An 18,426-nucleotide genomic window follows, 5' to 3' on the forward strand; every position below is an offset into this window, starting at 1 on the left:
ATATTTTAATAAATCAGGGTTGTATACAAAATGAAGAGCTTAAAGGAATTATCCTTAAGAATTAAGAATATTAGGTCTGTACAGAAAACCACGAAAATAATGCAAATGGTTTCTGCAGCAAAGTTATTACAAAGCCAAAAGAAATTATCAAATTCAAAATTGTACATATCTAAGCTGCATAGCATTATTTCTTCATTAATGCTATCAATTGATCAAAAATTATTGGCAAAAATTCTAAATATCAGTAATAACGGTTCTTACCTAGTATTCATTGTTGCGTCTGATCGTGGCTTGTGCGGCAACTTTAACTCTTCTATTGTCAAATTTAGTCAAGAGCGTGTAAATAAGTCAATCGCAAATGGCAAAAAAGTAGATATTGTATTTCTTGGTAAAAAAGCTTTTGATGTAGGTAAAAATAGATTTGACTCTAAAAGTATCTTAAAAATTGAAAATAGTAAGGGAATCACGTTAAAGCACGTAGAAGTTTTGGTTGGTGGTATAGATTTAAGTAAATACGATAAAGTTAAAGTTTTTTATAGTAAATTTTATAATACCTTCACACAAAAACCAATGTTGGAAACAATAAAACCATGGAGTAAAGACTCATCCTTGATTGATAACTCTCTAGCTGCTCCAACAACAGATTACGGCTATGAGTATGAACCACAAAATATTGAATTTATTTTAAAATCTTTGGTTCAAGATTACGTTGTAATTGCTCTTTACTCTGCTTTACTTGAAAGTGCAACAAGTGAGAATAGTGCTAGGATGGTTGCTATGGAATCAGCAAACAGAAACACTAAAGAGATACTGAACAAATTAGCATTGCTTTATAATCGTTCTCGTCAAGCAGCAATTACAACTGATTTAATTGAAGTTATAGGTGGTGCAAAGTCTTTATAAAAATCTAAGGAATAGAAAATGAATATATTAAATATTGCAGCAGATATCATTAAATTAATAAAAAAGCAGAATCAAGACGCGGAAGTTACAATATATGAAACTAATAAGACTTCAGTTTCTCAGCGTCTATCAAAAATTGAGCAAATATCACAATCTAAAAATTGCACTGTAGGAATAAGAGCTATAGCAGGTAAAAACAAAGCTGCGTATATTTCTACAAACGATTTGAATAATCTTAGTGATACGGTAAGCCAAGTGGTAGAAATGGCAAAGAATGCGCCAGAAGATCCTTGCATTAATTTTGCTGTAAATGGTAGTAATTATATCTCTTCTGCAGATTTAAGTATCTCAGATAATAATGTTGTAACCGTTGATAACCTAAAAGAAATTGCTGAAGCTGCAGAAAATTCAGCCCTTGCACATAAGAGTATCACTAATTCTGAAGGAGCTTCTTCTTCATACGCTTTAGTGAATACAGTATTATCGACTGTTTCTGGTTTTATTGGCTCGTTTAGTAAATCAACCTTTGCTAATCAGGTCTCTGTTGTTGCTGGAAGAGAAAGTGAAATGAAGGTTGGTTGCGATTATGATATAGCATGTAATTTTAGTGATTTAAAGTTGCCAGAGTTAATGGGAAAAGAAGCAGCAAAAAGAGCAGTTGATCAATTGAATTCACGTACAATTAAAACTGGTAAATTTCCAGTTATTTTTGAAAAAAGAGCAGCAAAAGGGCTAGTAAAAAGTTTTGCTTCTGCTATAAATGGGAGCAGTATTATAAGCAACAGTTCTTTCTTGAGGGGTAGTTTAAACGCTCAGATTTTCAACGATAGAATTAATATTATCGATGATCCATTGTTGCCAAGAGGCATAGCATCGAGACCATTTGATGGAGAAGGGATAACTAGCAAGAAAAATATATTTGTAAAAAACGGAATATTACAAAATTGGATTTTAGACTTATACTCGGCTAGAAAATTAGACTCAGAAACAACCGGAAGTGCAACTCGTGCAAGTAATGCTGCAGTTATTCCTGCAGCTAGTAACCTCTACATTGAGAATGGTAATGTATCGTTTGAAGAATTAATTCAGGAAGTGAAAGAGGGAATATATGTAACTGATTTATTTGGTTTTGGTGTTAATTTAATCAATGGCGATTACAGCCAAGGCGCTTCCGGATTTTTTATAGAAAATGGAAAAATAACGTATCCAATACATGAAATTACCATTGCTAGCAATTTGAAGGATATGTTTAGCAATTTAGTCGTTGCAGATGATCTAACTTTTTGTGGGCAATTTAATTCACCAACGATTAAAGTTAGCGAAATGACGGTTGCAGGTTCGCTTAACGATTAAAAAATTTATTTGCATTAAGTACAACAATTGTGTATTATTGTCATGTAATGTTAAGAATAGACTATGGAGTATAAAGGTTTAGTTTCAATAGCTAAGCTTAAAGCATTCTCAATCGTAATTTCAAAGTTTTTCATCACATTAGTAATGTTAATTAATAATTTAGGAGTTGTTTAAATGGAATTTGGTAATGTAAAATGGTTTAATGCCGAAAAAGGCTATGGTTTCATCAAGCCAGAAGGTAAAGGGGGTGACGTTTTTGTACATATTAGCACGTTGGAACGTTCAGGAATAAGGCCTGAGACACTTAAAGGAGAGAATAAAGAGAAGGGGATAAAAGGAGAAAGGGTGAGTTATGAGGTTAAAGAGGAGCGCGGTAGAAACGGAGAAGATAAAAAATCTGCAATAAATTTAAGATTGGAAGATTAATCTATTATGAAGTCTTTTAACAGGATTAACGTATTGTGAATAATTTTCATGGGATGGGTCTCCCAGCTTCGCTTACACAAGCTCTAGATAAAAATAATCTTTTCGTCCCAACTCCGATTCAAATACAAGCGATTCCCTTAGCGCTACAAGGTAAAGATATTCTTGGGTCTGCTCAAACGGGAACTGGAAAAACTTTGGCATTTGCTATTCCGTTGGTTGCTAAGTTGCTGAATGAGCCTAACACTGGTTCAGCTTTAGTCATCGTGCCAACCAGGGAGCTTGCGCATCAGGTAACAAATGAGATAAGAAAACTCTTATTTCAAAATTCTGCACTAAGGGTCGCTTTATTGATTGGTGGTGAGCCTATTTTTAGGCAGCTAAATCAGCTTCAGAAAAAACCACAAATTGTAATAGGTACTCCTGGTCGTATTATAGACCATATTGAGCGTAAAACTTTGATTACTCGCAATGTTAGCGTTCTTGTGCTTGATGAAACGGATCGTATGTTTGATATGGGTTTTGGAATTCAAATTGAAGGGATCATGAAATATCTGCCAAAAATACGGCAGACTCTTATGTTTTCTGCAACTCTTCCTAGTGATATAGTTAAACTTACTGAGAAGTACCTTAATCGACCAGAACGTATTTCTGTTGATTGTGAGACTACAACTTCTGTAAAAATTAAGCAAGAGATTGTTTATGCATCAGAATCAGAAAAATATGGGAAGCTTGTTATACAACTATGTCAGCGCGAAGGGTCAATCATTATCTTTGTCAAAACAAAGCAAGGAGCGGATCAGCTAGCTAGCAGATTGCATAAAGATGACTATAGCGCTTTAGCAATTCATGGTGATTTAAGGCAGCACAAGCGCGAAAGGGTCATTAATTCTTTTCGTCGTGGCCGTAATCAAATCATGGTTGCAACAGATGTTGCTTCTCGCGGCCTTGATATTCCCCACATTCAACATGTTATCAATTATGATGCACCACAATCGCAAGCTGACTATATTCATCGTATAGGTAGAACTGCACGCGCTGGAGCTGAAGGGTATGCGCTATCTTTTGTTACACCTCAAGATAAGAGAAGACTGCCTGCGCTGGCAGACAAAGAAGGAGAGCCAAATTTTGATTGTAGTGTGCAATTTAAAAAACGTAACAGCAAAAAGGTCTTTAAAAGGCCAAGTACGCTAAAGACTAAATACGGTAGAAAAAAGATCAATGCATTTCAGAAGAAAAGCAGAGTACTAGAAAAAGCGTATTAAATAGGATTTACCTACAATTTGATAAGCGTAAAACTCGTCATTCCGCTACTCATTAGAGGAATCTGTGCTGAGATATCGCGGTGCTATGACGTAGATCCAGAGTGGGGATTCAAATTGGCTACAGTGAACTGCTGGATTTCAATTTTTTTAATAATTGTGTGCTATTCATTATATATGAGTTCCCACTTTTAAAGAGAATAGGAGATGATTTCCAAAAACTTAGAGGCAAGTTTGAATAGAGCACTATTCATTGCTTCTAATTTTAATCTAAAATATGCGAAAGTAGAACATTTATTGCTGGCGTTAACTAAAGACGTGGACGTAAATTACGTTTTATCAAGATGTAATATCAGAGCCGATGAAATCATCAATATGGATAACATTCTATCAAGATGCAATATTAAGTCTAATGATTATAATAATAATATAAAAGGGTTTTTACAAAGCAGTTCTGAATTGATTATCAGTGGAGTTAAACCTAGCTCAATGTTTCAATGCATAATACACAGAGCAATAATACGGGCTCATAGCTTGGGGAAAAAAGAAATAAATGGAGCAAGTGTTCTAGTAGAAATTTTGTCTGGGCAAGATTTATACGTTGAAGATCTATTACAGAAACAAAGTGCGAAAGATTCCAATTTGATTTACCATATATCTAATATGAAATACTCTAACGATATAGATGAATACACCACCAATCATAAAGTAAAACTTGATAAAAATAATGACGCTCCTACTACAGTAAATAAAGGTGAGCTATTAAAAGATGAGGAAATTCTACAAAGTTATTGTAAAAATTTAAATGACTATGCAAGAAGCAAAAAAATAGATTATGTTATTGGTCGTGATTATGAATTAAATCGCACTATAGAAATATTATTGAGGCGTAGAAAAAACAACCCTTTATATGTTGGAGACCCAGGTGTTGGCAAAACAACAATAGTTGAGGGTTTGGTATTGAAGATCATTGAAGGCAGTGTTCCGAGTGCACTCAGGTCCAGTATAATTTATGCTTTGGATTTAGGATCACTCCTTGCAGGGACACGCTACAGAGGTGATTTTGAAGAGAGAATAAAATCTATAATAAAAGCGATTGAGGTAAAACCAGGTGCTATCCTTTTTATTGACGAAATACACACTATCATTGGAGCAGGTTCTACAAGTGGTAGCTTTCTTGATGCAGGTAACCTACTCAAACCTGCGCTTGCAAGAGGTACACTACGTTGTATAGGTGCAACTACATATAGAGAATACAGCACTAGTTTTGAAAAAGATAAAGCACTAGCGAGAAGGTTTCAAAAAATTAATGTTAAAGAGTCTTCTGTTAATGAAACGATAAAGATACTAGATGGCATAAAGCACTACTATGAAGGGTATCATGGAGTATATTATACAAAGAATGCCATTAGGTCTGCGGCTGAACTTTCGCATAAGTATATTACTGGGCGAATATTACCTGATAAAGCGGTTGATGTTATTGATGAGGCAGGGGCATATTGTAAATTGCTAAGAAACAGGGGTAAAATTGTAAATAGTAGAGATATTAAGAATACCATTACTAGAATTACAAATGTGCCTTGCGGATCTGAATCTGATGATTTGCAGAAAGTAAAGTCTTTAAAAGCTAATCTAGAGAAGGTGATTTTTGGCCAAGAGCAGGCAATAGAATCTCTTGTTAATTCTATTAAAATTGCTAAATCTGGGTTGAGGAATTACAATAAACCTTTAGCAAGTTATCTTTTTGCAGGACCAACTGGTGTTGGTAAAACCGAGCTAGCAAAGCAATTAGCAGAAAGCATGGGCATGAATCTTATACGCTTTGATATGTCCGAATATATTGAATCTCATACGATATCAAGGATGATTGGTTCTCCTCCTGGATATGTAGGTTATGATCAGGGTGGATTACTCACAGAATCTGTATCTAACAATCAATATAGTGTTGTGCTGCTTGATGAAATTGAAAAGGCCCATAGCGATATCTATAATATATTGCTACAAATTATGGATTATGGTTGTGTTACAGACACTTACGGACGTAAAGTTAACTTTTCCAATATAATTTTAATTATGACAACTAATGCAGGAGCAGTTGAACGCAGCAGAAGTTTTGTTGGCTTTGGGCATAAAAATTTTAACATTGGTGATAGCGAAAAAGCAATAGAACAGGTTTTTAGCCCTGAATTTCGTAATCGTCTTGATGCGATTATTTCTTTTTCTGACTTAAGTACGGATGTGATTTTGCATATTGTGGATAAATTTGTCCTAGAACTGAAAAAGCAACTGACGCAAAAAGGCATAAACTGCTTGGTAGAGGATGAAGTGAAATCTTATCTTGTACAAATGGGTTATAGTAAGGAAATGGGAGCACGTCCGATAGAGAGACTTATTGAAAAAGAGATAAAAAGTTACTTAGCGGAAGAAATACTGAATCGTAAATTAATAAAAGGAAAGAAATTAAGAATCTATATGAATAAAGTAGCAAATAAAATTGTTTTTGATATAGTTTAAAATCCTTGTATTGAACTTCATCTTTGTTACAATTTATAACTTAAATTTAATTTGAGTTATAGTGATAAGTGATAAAGTAAAACAAATTCTAAGCTACTACGAAAGTGAAAACCCCGGGGTAAAAGCAAGTCTTACTCGTATTCTCATGCATGGAAAGCTTGGCGGTACTGGCAAGTTAGTGATTCTGCCAGTAGATCAGGGATTTGAGCACGGGCCAATAAAAAGTTTTGAAGTTAATCCTGATGCTTATGATCCACATTATCATTTTCAGCTTGCGGTTGATTCGGGAGTAAGTGCATATGCTGCTCCACTTGGTATGATTGAAGCTGGTGCTTCGACTTATGCTGGCCTGCTCCCACTTATTTTGAAACTTAATAGTTCCAACTCTTTACATTCAAAGGATCTAACCTCTGATCAGGCAATAACCTCTTCTGTGAAAGATGCGCTGCGTTTGGGCTGCTTAGCTGTCGGATTTACTATATATCCTGGTTCTGCCAAGTGTTTTGATATGATGGAAGAAGCCCGTGAAATCGTGGCTGAAGCCAAATCTTATGGGCTTGCAGTAGTGCTATGGTCTTATCCACGCGGTGAAGGAATTTCCAAAGAAGGTGAAATAGCAGTTGATGTTATTGCCTATGCTGCGCACATGGCAGCTTTACTTGGCGCTAATATAATCAAAGTAAAACTTCCAACTAAATATTTGGAAAGGGAGAAAATAGAAACAGAAAATATTGAATCATTATCTAAAAGAATTGAATATGTTAAAAGATCTTGTTTTGCATGGAAAAGAGTAGTAGTTTTTTCTGGTGGCGAGTCGAAGGAAGTAGATGACATATGCAATGAAGCAAAAGAAATTAAGCAGGGTGGTGGTAATGGTTCAATCATTGGACGTAACACTTTTCAACGCAAAAGGGAGGAGGCTTTATCTATGCTAAAAGATATAATGGATATCTACACATAAAAAACGGCTGGGTGGCAGAATGGCTTATGCGGAGGACTGCAAATCCTTTTATACCGGTTCAATTCCGGTCCCGGCCTCTTTCATTTTCTATATCTTGTAAAAGTTAACAGTAGCTTTAAGTGTGTAACCTATAGAGAAAATTATTCATAAGTAAAATCAATTTCTTTTCAAGTTATGGTTATACTCTTATAGCGTTTCATGGTAAAAAATAAACTAAAAATAAGCAAAGTGTTTTACAAAATGATATTACGTGATTTATTGTTTTTACTACCGCCAGAGGTTGCTCACTCTTTGGCAATTATGGCATTAAAGAAAATGCCTTATAGAAAACCTATAGAGCTACCAGAATCTTTGAGTGTGAATTTTTTTGGTAATAAGCTCAGAAGCCCCGTGGGTCTGGCTGCAGGTTTTGACAAGAATGCAGAAGTTATAAGGCCTATGCTTTCATTTGGTTTTGGGTTTATTGAAACTGGTACTGTAACTCGTAATCCACAATATGGAAACAAAAAACCAAGAATTTTTCGGTTAATTAAAGATCAAGGGGTAATTAACAGATTGGGATTTAACAATAAAGGAATAGACTACTTTCTTAAACAAATAGATAAAACCAAGCTTGATGACTGCATTTTTGGCATCAACATAGGAAAAAACAGTACATCAAAGGACCAAATCAGCGATTATGTTGATTTAATAAAGATGGTATATGGAAAAAGCAATTATATAGTGCTGAACATCTCATCCCCAAACACGCCTAATTTACGCAATCTGCACAATAAGCAAGAATTATCGAAATTGTTGAAATCCATCCGGAAATCAATTGATAATTCTAAATCCATACCAATAATATTAAAAATCTCACCAGATATAGATCAGCAAACGAAAGAAAATATCGCTGAGCTTGTGTTGGAATATAAGATTGACGGATTAACAGTAAGCAACACTACGGTAAGTAGAGATAATCTGCATTCCCACCATAATGAGAGTGGCGGGTTGAGTGGCAAACCACTGTTCAAACTTTCAACCGAGTTATTGGGCGATATGTACAAATTTACTAAGGGCAAAATATTATTGATAGGGTGCGGAGGAATCTCAAGTGGTGCTGATGCATATAAAAAAATAAAGGCAGGAGCCTCTTTGGTGCAGTTGTACACTGCTCTCATATACCACGGACCTCAAATTGTAAATAAAATTAATCTAGAACTTGCAGAACTAATAAGGAGAGATGGATTTAGTAACATTAGTGAAGTGGTGGGTTGTATACATTAAACTGTATATTTTGGAAGTTGTTGGTATTATTTTAATAAAACAAAACTAATTCTTTGGTATAAAGGTGTGGTAGGAAGTGTTTTTCTTTTAAAGAATGGGTATGAAGAGTTTGAATGATGCAATATCTAAGATCATTGATTATAAATTTACAAATTATGCAATATTAGAAGAGGCACTAACTCACCCAAGCGTAAATAAAAGGAATAGCAAAAACCAGATTGTGAGCTACGAAAGACTAGAGTTTTTGGGCGATAGTGTTTTGAATATGGTCGTATCTGCCATACTGTTTAAACTATTTCCTGAAGAAAAAGAAGGAGCATTGGCAAAAAGAAAGACGGATTTAGTTTGTGGCAACACCATTGCTAATGTTGCTAAAGAAATAAAATTAGGCAGCTTTATCATCATGAATAATAGTGAACGCTGCAATGGAGGGAGATGTAATCTAAAAAATTTAGAAAACTCGCTTGAAGCACTAATAGGTGCAATTTATATTGATGGCGGACTTGAAAATGTTGAAAAATTTATTACCCAATATTGGGAAAAGCTAGCTAAAGGCATGCTTGACCCCCCTCAAGATCCTAAAACCTCACTGCAAGAGTGGACTCAGAAAAACAAGTTGCCTTTACCAGAGTATGAGCTTGCAAAACAAACTGGACCAGCGCACAATCCTGAATTTACTATATCAGTTTGCATAGAAGATTATGGTAAAGTTTCTGCATGCGCTTCTAGTAAAAAGATTGCTGAACAAAAAGCTGCTGAGTTGATGCTAGAAAAAATTGGAAAAGATGCTTCAGTTTAGGCAAAATAGGCTTTTCTATTTCCTTATATTTCATGCTTTTAAATACTTGATCTTACACTCCCTCTAACAATTTTGAAAGAAGTCTAGTGAATGGTCACGTTAAAACATATTTTTAAATTTCTGCCAAAATCCTGGTTTATTATCATTAACCTTTGTAAATGTTATATTTAAACTGTATTTCGGATCATTTGGCACGTCGTATTTTATGCTAAATGTTGAAACTTTATCGTTATTGTAAATATGTACATCATCATATGATAGCTTTGTTGTGTAACACTTTACATACTTTTGCTTATCATGCACTAAATCACCTGACTCCCTTTCTAGTTCCACAAATTTCGTTTTTTTCTGACATTCCTTCATTTTTATTAAATCCTTATCTAGTGATATTGAAACTGGCAACGTATTTCCAGCATATTCTTTAGCTAAAAGTTCACTTTGAGGATACATTTTTATTTCCCTGCCAAAATGTGAGTCTATGAAATTATTACTCCAAAATTTATCGCCAGAATGCACATACTCATCAGTAGCATACGGCACCCCACCATAATTGCATTGAACTTTGTAATCTCCAACACCGTTGTTTTGAAAAAAATCATGAATAGCAGTGTAGCTACCGGCAGCATCATTTATGTAATCCATTACTTTATTCCTTAAACTTTTGGTTTATTATATCATAATCATTATGCCAATCAATCAAAAAAGCTCTCTCTTGCTGTTTTTAGAGCTGATTTTAAGCAAGTGCTTTTGATTAGTTGGGAGCATATTTATAAGATTGTGACATTCGTGCCTCCCAGTTTTTCACATACTGCTGAATCAATTCAGGATAATCTGTAATAATTAATAAATTTTCAGCATTTCCTTTTTTAGCTGTCTTACTCAGGTTAAATGACCCTGTGATGACTTTTTGATTATCAACAATCATTATCTTATTATGAGCAATCTTTGGCTTATCATCGATCCAAACTGGTACTCCACCTGAAAATAATTCATTTATAACACTATATTTTGAGTAGAGTTGCGATTTATCTAAGATGACTTTAACATCAACGCCACGCTCTTTAGCATTAATCAAAGATTTTGCAATTGTTCCAAGAGTAAATGTATATTCTTGAACTAAGATAGATTTTTTAGACTGATCTATTACGTTGATTATCGGTATAGCACAATCTTCTCCAGGTGAAAAGCAAACCGTAGCTTTTGGGCAGGGCGAAAATATAAAACCCGCATAGTAATACAGAGAAAAACACATTAATAAGAATAAAAAGTGAAAAAGCCTCACAACAACCCACCCCCGGATATACGGCGATAGGCTACATCATAATTTAATCACCTGTCAATAGACTTCTTGCATAGTTTTTGGCAACAACTGTTATAAACAAAAACTTGCTTGACAAACCTCGCCAGCCCCCTTATCATGAAACTGAAGCTATTTTATTTAACTTCGCAATCTCTGCAGCAGATTAAAATGACAAGAAAACTTGTATTTGGCGTACTATTGTTTAATTCTTTGCACTATGTGCACCGTATGTCTTTATCAAATTTCTAGGTTTTTACCTATACAAGCTGAAACGCGCTTATAAAGCGTTCAAGACATCACCCAACGTCAAATTTTAAAATAGAGAGTGTAATAACTAGCTACCACGGGTTTTCTTTGCCTTTTTTTCTGCCTAGTAAATTTTTTAATGTTTATAGCTAAAAGTTAGTTGCAGTTTAAATGCAGCTGAGTCGCGGTTACTAAGTGTAAAAAACATAAAAAAACGCCAATACTGAAAATAGACAATGACTAGGGTTTCTTTTGCCTTTTTTTCGTTTGGTAAGTTTCTTAATATTCATGGCTAAAGATTGCACGAATGTTGCAATTACAAAAGCGTTTCTACTAGGAGGGTGTCATCCCAGTGCGTGACACTGGGATGGCTTTGTTGCATAGCAACCGAAAAAATCTGGCAGTTACTGACAAAATTCATTATAAAATAGCCATTCAACTGTTGAAGAAAAAATATGCCACAAAAAATGAGAGTCAGTAACCAAAACGAATATAACAAATTTCTAGAAAAAAGAGGAAATATTTTTCGTTATATCAACGAAGCCATAGAAAATTGGTATGAAATTGGGCCAAAAATGCAGGGTGGCAACAATATTTACAGCAATAAAGTGGTGATTTTGATACATATAATAACCCATCTATTCAGAATAGGTTTGAGGCAAACAGTTGGATTTATAGCAGGATACCTTGAGCAAATTGGGAAAAATTTGCAAGTTATCAGCTATTCTCAGGCTTCAAGAAGGTTTAAGAAACTTAATATTAAGATAAATGATTGCAGAATTGATAAAGATAATATGGAAGATATCGAAATTGCTATAGATAGCACAAGCATCAGCATTTATAACAACACTCCTGGCCACAGCAAGGAAAATAGCGAAAATAGAAAGTATCGCAGCTATGAACAAGTAAAGAAACTACACGTAATGTTGAATATAAACAGCAAAAAAGCCATAGCTGCAAAATACAGCAGCGGAGTTTATTCAGATCACTATGGAGCTTGCGATTTGTTAGAAGAAGTTCATGCTGTAAAGGTATTATATGCGGATAGAGCATATGACAGGCATAAGCTTTACGAATTATGTAACAAGTTTGGTATAAAGACAAAAGTTCTTCCGAAAAACAACGCAACAGAGCACCAAAAATTGGATTACATGGATGATAGAAATGCTGCTGTTAGACTAATAAAGTCATATGATTGCATAAAAAAGTGGAAAGAAGAAGTAAATTATGGAAAGAGAGCTCACATTGAAGGGTTTTTCTCAAGATTAAAGCAAATATTTGGATTCAGCTTTAGGAATAAGTCCGAAGTAAATCGTGGAAAAGAACTACTCATTAAGTGCTATTTGCTTAATCAATTTACTGACATTGGTATGGCTAAATTCGAAATGGCTACATGAATTTATCGTAAATTACTACCGCATAAGGTGCGATGCAACAAAGCCCACTGGAATCCCAAAAAAGGATGATGTCACCCGAGTAGCCCTCTTCTTGTCATCCCAGTGCGTGACACTGGGATCTAATTTTTTATGCAAAATTACTATATTTATATATTTGCAAATAGATACAATTTGAAGTAATTTATACTATGAAGTTACGAAATGAGATCCCAGTGTCAAGCACTGGGATGACATCATAGGGGCTCGGATGACAAAAAAGGAGCACTGGAATGACAGGAGAAGGGGCTACTCGGATAACAAGAAAGAGGCTACTTGGATGACACCCTGACAATCGTCATCCCGCTACGTGTTAGCGGGATCTATGCTTTGAGATACCGCGGCGGTATGACGGTTAAGTAGGGTGTCATCCCAGTGCCCCATAAGTGTTGAAAGTATCAAAAATAACGTGATATGAGATGATCAACGGCATGTAAATTACCTCCCGACAGTAAAACAATCGAACGTATAAAAGAGTCATTTAGATCCAATGTGAATTGCAGTAATGCTATTTTGAACCCATGTAGATTATTTTTGATTTTATAAACAAGAAATAACAAAGCCGTAATAATAATCATGTACCTTCATGCCATTCATAGTATGGCTTAAAAAGTGCTTATATCCAAGATTTTGCTTTATAAATTTAAAGAACACTTCTATATCCCATCTGCGCCTATATAGCTCTGTTACTTCATAAGCTGGCATTTCAAACAAGTTTGTCAAAAACCATATTTCATCTCCAATTTTATTTCTGATTTTTATTAGCCGTAGATCATGCTTTTCTGCCACTTTACCTCGTGCACGATAAAGATTAACTATTATATCTTCTAAAATCTCTGATCCATCCGATTTTTGTTCTCTTATAACTTTGTTCCTGCTTATAACATCATGTTTTCTTCCTACTTTAACTCTTGTGATAAATTTGTACTCCTTTTCATCAAATTCGGCAAAAGTTCCAACTTTTCTGATTCCTCTATCAAATAATAAAATATCCTCTTTTTCAACTTTAGCTTCATTAATTGCTCTCACTAATGCTATATCTTCACTACTTTCTTCTTGTCCTTTACAAAATCTTATACTTGTCGGCAATTGATCCTTTAATCCTACACTCACTTTAACTTGACTGTCGTTACTTTTACCGCCTATTTTTAGCCCATCTTTTATGAGATATCCCGATAAATTTATGATCGTCGAATCAAACTTATGTAAGTTATTTGATGTTTTTTGGGGTAATAGCTTTTTAATCTTGCTCATCAAATCAATATATACTCCCTTAAAATATTCTGGATTTATAACTTTTAACCTTTTTGACAAACCACTGTATGTTACTGTACTTTTATCGCTATTCTTATCCATTATACACCTGTTTATTACCATTTCTAGCGCTCTTAGGCTTGTTTTTTGCCCCATTAATATTAACTTCATTAGAGCATGTCTTCAAACTGAAGAATGAGCTAATTTGTGAAGCATAATAGTGATCATATTAAAGAAGATATAGTTTTTTGAGGTGAGAGGAGAATGCTCGTAATCTTTACTCATGCGCCTAAAATTGGAAAGCCAGGCAAAAGTTCTTTCAACAATCCAACGTTTGGGAATAACTTGAAATCCTGTATCAACTATTTTCTTGGCAATCGTTAATAAACATCCCGTTTCCAATAAGCATCTGTTTTGTAATTTACCTATGTACCCTTGATCAGCAAAAAACTTACGTAAAGTTGGAACTTTGCATTTAGCTTGGGCAAAAAGATTTAGAGCACTATCACGATCTTGAATACTTGCACTCTGTACTTCAGCAGCAATTACAAGACCCACAGTATCTACAATAATATGGCGTTTTCTGCCCTTTATTTTTTTGCCAGCATCATATCCTCTGGATCCCCTTTTTGAGTAGTTTTCACTGACTGGCTATCAATTATACCTACTGATGGAGTCTTATTTTTACCAATCATCTCTCTTACTTTTTTAACTAGAAAATCATGAATTTCTTGCCATATTCCACTTTTTTTCAAGCGCGAATTACAACTATATACGGTTTTCCATGGTGGAAAATCTTTAGGCAGTTGTCTCCATTGACATCCTGTTCTCATCATATAGCGGATTGCATTAATAATTGTTCTAATACTATGTTTTCTTGGTCTGCCGGTCTTTTTAGGTTCAAAATATGGCTCTATTGTCTTCCATTCTTTGTCACTTATATCGCTTGGGTACATCTTAAAATGTACCTTATACCATACTTCTTAACTTCTTTCTACTCAGTTTGAAGACATGCTCTTAGACCTTTAAATATAATCTTGCCCAACAATTTAGTATTACATTTATCTACTTCACTTAATTTTCCTAGGCTCTGTGGACAAAATTTTAGAGAAGCCATACAAGAGCTCCAACAAAATTGAGAAAACCCATAAAAACCTCAGCAGTTTTATCAAATCTGGAAAAAATGCGCCTAAAATTTTTAATTTTACCAAAAAAACACTCAATCAAATGACGTTCTTTGTAGATATGCTCATCGTAATACCTTTGCACTTTTCGATTCCGTTTTGGCGGAATAACTACTGTACATCCCTTGTCTTCAAGACTTGTAACAAAGGCATTGCTATCGTAGCCCTTGTCAGCTACTACAGTAGAGTTATAGATACTTTCGGTCAACACTTGTGCCTGCGTAATTTCATTTCTTTGACCAGGAGTCAGAGTAAATTTAAGTGGATTTCCAAGTGCATCGACAAGCGCATGTATTTTAGTTGTAAAGCCACCTTTGCTCCTCCCTAAAGCTTCTTGATCCTTGGAGTTTTTTGTATATCCAGATGAACATGGATGGGCTCGGATGATCGTACCGTCGATTATAGCAACTTCTAAATCAGGCTCTTGTTTAGTATATTCAAGCAATTTTTTCCAGACATCTCTTTCACACCATCTTTTAAATCGCTTATGTATACTCCTGTAATTACCATAAGTTTTTGGTAAAAGTCTCCATTGGCAACCACTTCGCACTATGTACCACACTGCCTCTATGAATATTCTTAAACGTTTTTCATCTTTGCTGTGCATTCCTTTTACGCTTTTTATGAACTCTAAAATTTGTTTCCAATTTTCCTCTTTGATGTAATATTGCATATGGTAGTTTCTCCATTTTTTACCTATTAGGCTAAACTACCATCTTTTTCTCTCTTTTCATATTTTTTGTCCACAGAGCCTAGGATGACAAAAAAAGGGCACTGTGACGTACTTAAATCACAATTATCAGTTAATACTAATCGCGGCATTACAAAAAACGCCAAACTTTTCTCTGCTTTTATGCAAGAAGTCTAGTCCATATATTCTTCCCACTTCTCCGTGACTTTTCTTACTATTTCCTCACTCATCTCAATTTTCTCTCCCCATTCTCGTTTGGTTTCAGGCGGGATTTTATTTGTTGCATCAAATCCCATCTTACTTCCCAGACCACTTTCAGGGGAAGCAAAGTCTAAATAATCAATAGGTGCATTTTCTATCATGATTGTATCACGCACAGGGTCCATTCTCGTTGATATTGCCCACATCACTTCCTTCCAATCACGTACATTTATATCATCATCAACAACGATAATAAACTTCGTGTATAAAAATTGCTTTAGAAAGGAAAGTATGCCCATAACAATTCTTTTTGCCTGCCCTGGATAGGACTTTTTTATCGATATCACCGCTATTCTATATGAACAACCTTCTGGTGGTAGATAAAAATCCACTATCTCTGGAAATTGATTGATAAGAATGGGCACAAAGATTTCGTTGAGCGCTTCACCAAGAATTGATGGTTCATCAGGTGGCTTGCCAGTGAAAGTGCTAAGATATATCGGGTTTTTACGCATTGTAATTGCAGTAATGTTAAATTCTGGAAATTGCTCAACAGAATTATAGTAGCCAGTGTGGTCTCCGTATGGCCCTTCGTCTTGATATCTATCCAAACTCACATAGCCTTCCAGAACGATTTCTGCGTGAGCTGGCACTTGAAGTGGAATAGTCTTACAATTTACAAGCTCAAGCGGTTTTTTGCGCAGCAACCCAGCAAATTGGTATTCTGACAATGTTTCTGGCACTGGAGTTACCGCAGCAATAATCGTTGCAGGATCACTACCGATCACAGCAGCAGCGGGAAATTTCATATCTCTGCCTTCTTCCTTCCAACGCTTATGGTGAGTTGCGCCACCTCTGTGTGCAAGCCAACGCATTAGTGTTGTTTTTTTATCTATAACCTGCATACGATATATTCCAAGATTAAAATTATCTTGCTTTTCTTTCGTGGGTCCTTTTGTTACCACAATCGGCCAGGTGATAAGTGGTGCAGGTTCATTTGGCCAGCATGTTTGAATAGGCAGTAGACTTAGGTCCACTTCATCTCCGGTTAGCACTACCTCTTGACATGGAGCTTTGTTCACAACTTTACTTCGCATCGATAACACGACTTTTAGCAGAGGAAACATTTTTATAGCATCTTTAAAGTTTTTTGGCGGCTCAGGTGATCGCAAAAACGCTAGAAGTTTACCAAGATCTCTTAGCTCACCAGGATTTATGTTCAGTCCCAAGGTAATTCTTTCAATAGTACCGAATAAATTCACTAAAACTGGAATCGAATTTTTGCCGTTTTCTGTGACAACATTTTCAAAGATGATAGCTGGTCCTTTGTTTGACAAAACCCTACGGTGAATTTCTGTCATTTCAAGAACTGTTGAAATCTCCTCCTTAATCCTAATTAGATCTTTTTTTTCCTCTAAGGCTTTAATGAAGTCGCGTAAGTTGTTGTACATATTCCAGTTTTTAAAATTTTAAGTTTACATTTAGTTTTCAAGCACTTTATTGAAATTTGACCTATGCACTGCTTTCCTTTTTAGTGAGCTTTCAGTTAATTTGAGATCAAATCTTCATATTGCTTACTAAGTTTGTATTTTCTTCCTCTATTGGAAAAATCTACAACTTCAATAAACCCCATTTCTACCCATTTTTTACAAAGTTGCGCACTAGTACGAGGCTTAAAATTAAATAGTTCGCCAACCTGACTAGCTGTAATAGCGGAAAACTCCTGGAAGAGCTCAAGAGCTTTACGTTGTTTAGGATCAAGCTTACGTATAAGATCAGTCTGATCAGTGTGGTATTCTTCTTCATTTATACGTTGTAAAACGTTCTCAAATGAATTTGCCATACCTTCTACGAAATACTCCACCCACTTAGTGATATCTGCTTCAGCTCTTCCCATATAATAGTTGTGCGATGGCCCTACACTGATTGCTTCATAATAAGCCCCTAGATTTTTAGCATAATATTCTTCCAATGAGTAAAGCCCTTTTAGGTCATATCCACCAAGGTGTAAAATTAATGTAGTCAACAATCTTGCAGTACGACCATTACCGTCATAGTAGGGGTGAATTGTTACAAATTGATAATGAGCAATACCTGCAATAATTGGGTAAGGCACTTGTTCACTGTCACGAATCCAATCAATCATACTGCTCATGAGCTTTGGTACATCCTTTGCTTCAGGTGGCATATAAATTATTGCACGTGTACGGCTATCACGAATAACGTTTTGACCATCACGATAAGAGGTTGGCTTCACTTTAGATTTTCCACTCGCCATTACTAGGGCATGAAGCGTTTGAATGGCTTTCTCAGTAATAGGGATCATTCTCGCTGCCCATTGTTCAACTTGGGTTAAAGCTGCATAATATCCTTTAACCTCATTTTCATCTCTCCTATATTTTGGAAAGTGGCTTTTACCACTTAAAACCTCTTCAATCTGTTTAGGCTCAAGTCGATTTCCTTCAATCATAGTAGAATAGTGTGTGGTATAAAGCCGTGCAGTTTCACGAAGGGACGAGAGCATCGATACAGTGAGTGGCAAATGTAACACTTTTTCTTTTGCTGCTTCAATCCTCATAAGGCAATTAGCAATTTTAGAAGTAATCGTATAATTTGGCATCGGCATAATATCTGCA

At 35.3% G+C, this 18,426-nt stretch carries 19 protein-coding genes and 1 tRNA gene; 11 read left to right on the forward strand and 9 right to left on the reverse strand.

Annotated elements, in window-relative coordinates; all coding sequences use genetic code 11:
- Nucleotides 1–30 precede the first annotated feature (30 nt).
- From atpG to rnc, 9 genes are all read left to right on the forward strand, one after another.
- A complete protein-coding gene (gene atpG / locus OPR26_RS02710) occupies nucleotides 31–903 on the forward strand; it encodes an ATP synthase F1 subunit gamma (RefSeq protein WP_265016158.1) in 873 nt (290 codons plus the stop codon).
- Between the two features lie 18 nt (nucleotides 904–921).
- Entirely contained in the window at nucleotides 922–2,256 is a 1,335-nt protein-coding gene (locus OPR26_RS02715) for a TldD/PmbA family protein (protein WP_265016159.1), read from the forward strand.
- Between the two features lie 174 nt (nucleotides 2,257–2,430).
- Nucleotides 2,431–2,682, forward strand: coding sequence for a cold-shock protein (locus tag OPR26_RS02720; RefSeq protein WP_064124857.1), 252 nt, complete (start codon nucleotides 2,431–2,433; stop codon nucleotides 2,680–2,682).
- A gap of 35 nt (nucleotides 2,683–2,717) precedes the next feature.
- Nucleotides 2,718–3,944, forward strand: a complete 1,227-nt coding sequence (locus OPR26_RS02725; RefSeq protein WP_265031700.1) for a DEAD/DEAH box helicase — start codon at nucleotides 2,718–2,720, stop codon at nucleotides 3,942–3,944.
- Between the two features lie 204 nt (nucleotides 3,945–4,148).
- Nucleotides 4,149–6,455, forward strand: a complete 2,307-nt coding sequence (locus OPR26_RS02730; protein WP_265016161.1) for an AAA family ATPase — start codon at nucleotides 4,149–4,151, stop codon at nucleotides 6,453–6,455.
- Between the two features lie 64 nt (nucleotides 6,456–6,519).
- A complete protein-coding gene (locus OPR26_RS02735; RefSeq protein ID WP_265016270.1) occupies nucleotides 6,520–7,416 on the forward strand; it encodes a class I fructose-bisphosphate aldolase in 897 nt (298 codons plus the stop codon).
- 5 nt (nucleotides 7,417–7,421) lie between these two features.
- Nucleotides 7,422–7,493, forward strand: a tRNA-Cys gene (locus OPR26_RS02740).
- A 121-nt stretch (nucleotides 7,494–7,614) separates the two neighbouring features.
- The gene (locus OPR26_RS02745) at nucleotides 7,615–8,682 is read left to right on the forward strand and encodes a quinone-dependent dihydroorotate dehydrogenase (protein ID WP_265016162.1); all 1,068 of its coding nucleotides are present in this window, start codon (nucleotides 7,615–7,617) and stop codon (nucleotides 8,680–8,682) included.
- 100 nt (nucleotides 8,683–8,782) lie between these two features.
- Nucleotides 8,783–9,481, forward strand: a complete 699-nt coding sequence (rnc, locus tag OPR26_RS02750) for a ribonuclease III (RefSeq protein ID WP_265016163.1) — start codon at nucleotides 8,783–8,785, stop codon at nucleotides 9,479–9,481.
- Nucleotides 9,482–9,580: 99 nt separating this feature from the next.
- Here rnc and OPR26_RS02755 read toward each other — a convergent pair whose 3' ends face one another.
- Together OPR26_RS02755 and OPR26_RS02760 are read right to left on the reverse strand one after the other, a co-directional pair.
- Nucleotides 9,581–10,123, reverse strand: coding sequence for a hypothetical protein (locus OPR26_RS02755; RefSeq protein ID WP_006279913.1), 543 nt, complete (start codon nucleotides 10,121–10,123; stop codon nucleotides 9,581–9,583).
- Between the two features lie 109 nt (nucleotides 10,124–10,232).
- Nucleotides 10,233–10,763 carry a phospholipase D family nuclease gene (locus OPR26_RS02760; RefSeq protein ID WP_265016164.1) on the reverse strand — a complete coding sequence of 177 codons (531 nt, stop codon included), beginning with the start codon at nucleotides 10,761–10,763 and terminating at the stop codon, nucleotides 10,233–10,235.
- 616 nt (nucleotides 10,764–11,379) lie between these two features.
- Between OPR26_RS02760 and OPR26_RS02765 the strand changes: the two genes are divergently transcribed.
- On the forward strand, nucleotides 11,380–11,508 hold the full coding sequence (locus OPR26_RS02765) for a hypothetical protein (RefSeq protein ID WP_265016165.1): 129 nt from the start codon (nucleotides 11,380–11,382) through the stop codon (nucleotides 11,506–11,508).
- A complete protein-coding gene (locus OPR26_RS02770; protein WP_265015625.1) occupies nucleotides 11,483–12,424 on the forward strand; it encodes an IS5 family transposase in 942 nt (313 codons plus the stop codon). The genes OPR26_RS02765 and OPR26_RS02770 overlap by 26 nt, the downstream gene beginning before the upstream one ends.
- 576 nt (nucleotides 12,425–13,000) lie before the next feature.
- Here the strand turns inward: OPR26_RS02770 and OPR26_RS02775 are convergent.
- From OPR26_RS02775 to OPR26_RS02805, 7 genes are all read right to left on the reverse strand, one after another.
- Complete coding sequence (locus tag OPR26_RS02775; protein WP_265015902.1) at nucleotides 13,001–13,885, reverse strand: IS4 family transposase; 885 nt, start codon at nucleotides 13,883–13,885, stop codon at nucleotides 13,001–13,003.
- Nucleotides 13,886–13,897: 12 nt separating this feature from the next.
- The gene (locus tag OPR26_RS02780) at nucleotides 13,898–14,308 is read right to left on the reverse strand and encodes a transposase (RefSeq protein WP_320157296.1); all 411 of its coding nucleotides are present in this window, start codon (nucleotides 14,306–14,308) and stop codon (nucleotides 13,898–13,900) included.
- A complete protein-coding gene (locus OPR26_RS02785) occupies nucleotides 14,305–14,670 on the reverse strand; it encodes a transposase (RefSeq protein ID WP_264731180.1) in 366 nt (121 codons plus the stop codon). Before OPR26_RS02785 ends, OPR26_RS02780 begins: the two co-directional genes overlap by 4 nt.
- Before the next feature lie 38 nt (nucleotides 14,671–14,708).
- On the reverse strand, nucleotides 14,709–14,831 hold the full coding sequence (locus OPR26_RS02790; protein WP_265016166.1) for a hypothetical protein: 123 nt from the start codon (nucleotides 14,829–14,831) through the stop codon (nucleotides 14,709–14,711).
- Nucleotides 14,819–15,571, reverse strand: a complete 753-nt coding sequence (locus OPR26_RS02795; protein ID WP_264702259.1) for an IS5 family transposase — start codon at nucleotides 15,569–15,571, stop codon at nucleotides 14,819–14,821. The genes OPR26_RS02790 and OPR26_RS02795 overlap by 13 nt, the downstream gene beginning before the upstream one ends.
- Nucleotides 15,572–15,762: 191 nt before the next feature.
- Complete coding sequence (locus OPR26_RS02800) at nucleotides 15,763–17,241, reverse strand: UbiD family decarboxylase (RefSeq protein WP_265016167.1); 1,479 nt, start codon at nucleotides 17,239–17,241, stop codon at nucleotides 15,763–15,765.
- A 95-nt stretch (nucleotides 17,242–17,336) separates the two neighbouring features.
- Nucleotides 17,337–18,410: a Fic family protein gene (locus OPR26_RS02805; protein WP_265016168.1), complete on the reverse strand. Its 1,074-nt coding sequence runs from the start codon at nucleotides 18,408–18,410 to the stop codon at nucleotides 17,337–17,339.
- Nucleotides 18,411–18,426: the final 16 nt, after the last annotated feature.

Origin of the sequence: Wolbachia endosymbiont (group A) of Anoplius nigerrimus (assembly GCF_947251795.1) — a bacterium.
Lineage (GTDB): Bacteria > Pseudomonadota > Alphaproteobacteria > Rickettsiales > Anaplasmataceae > Wolbachia.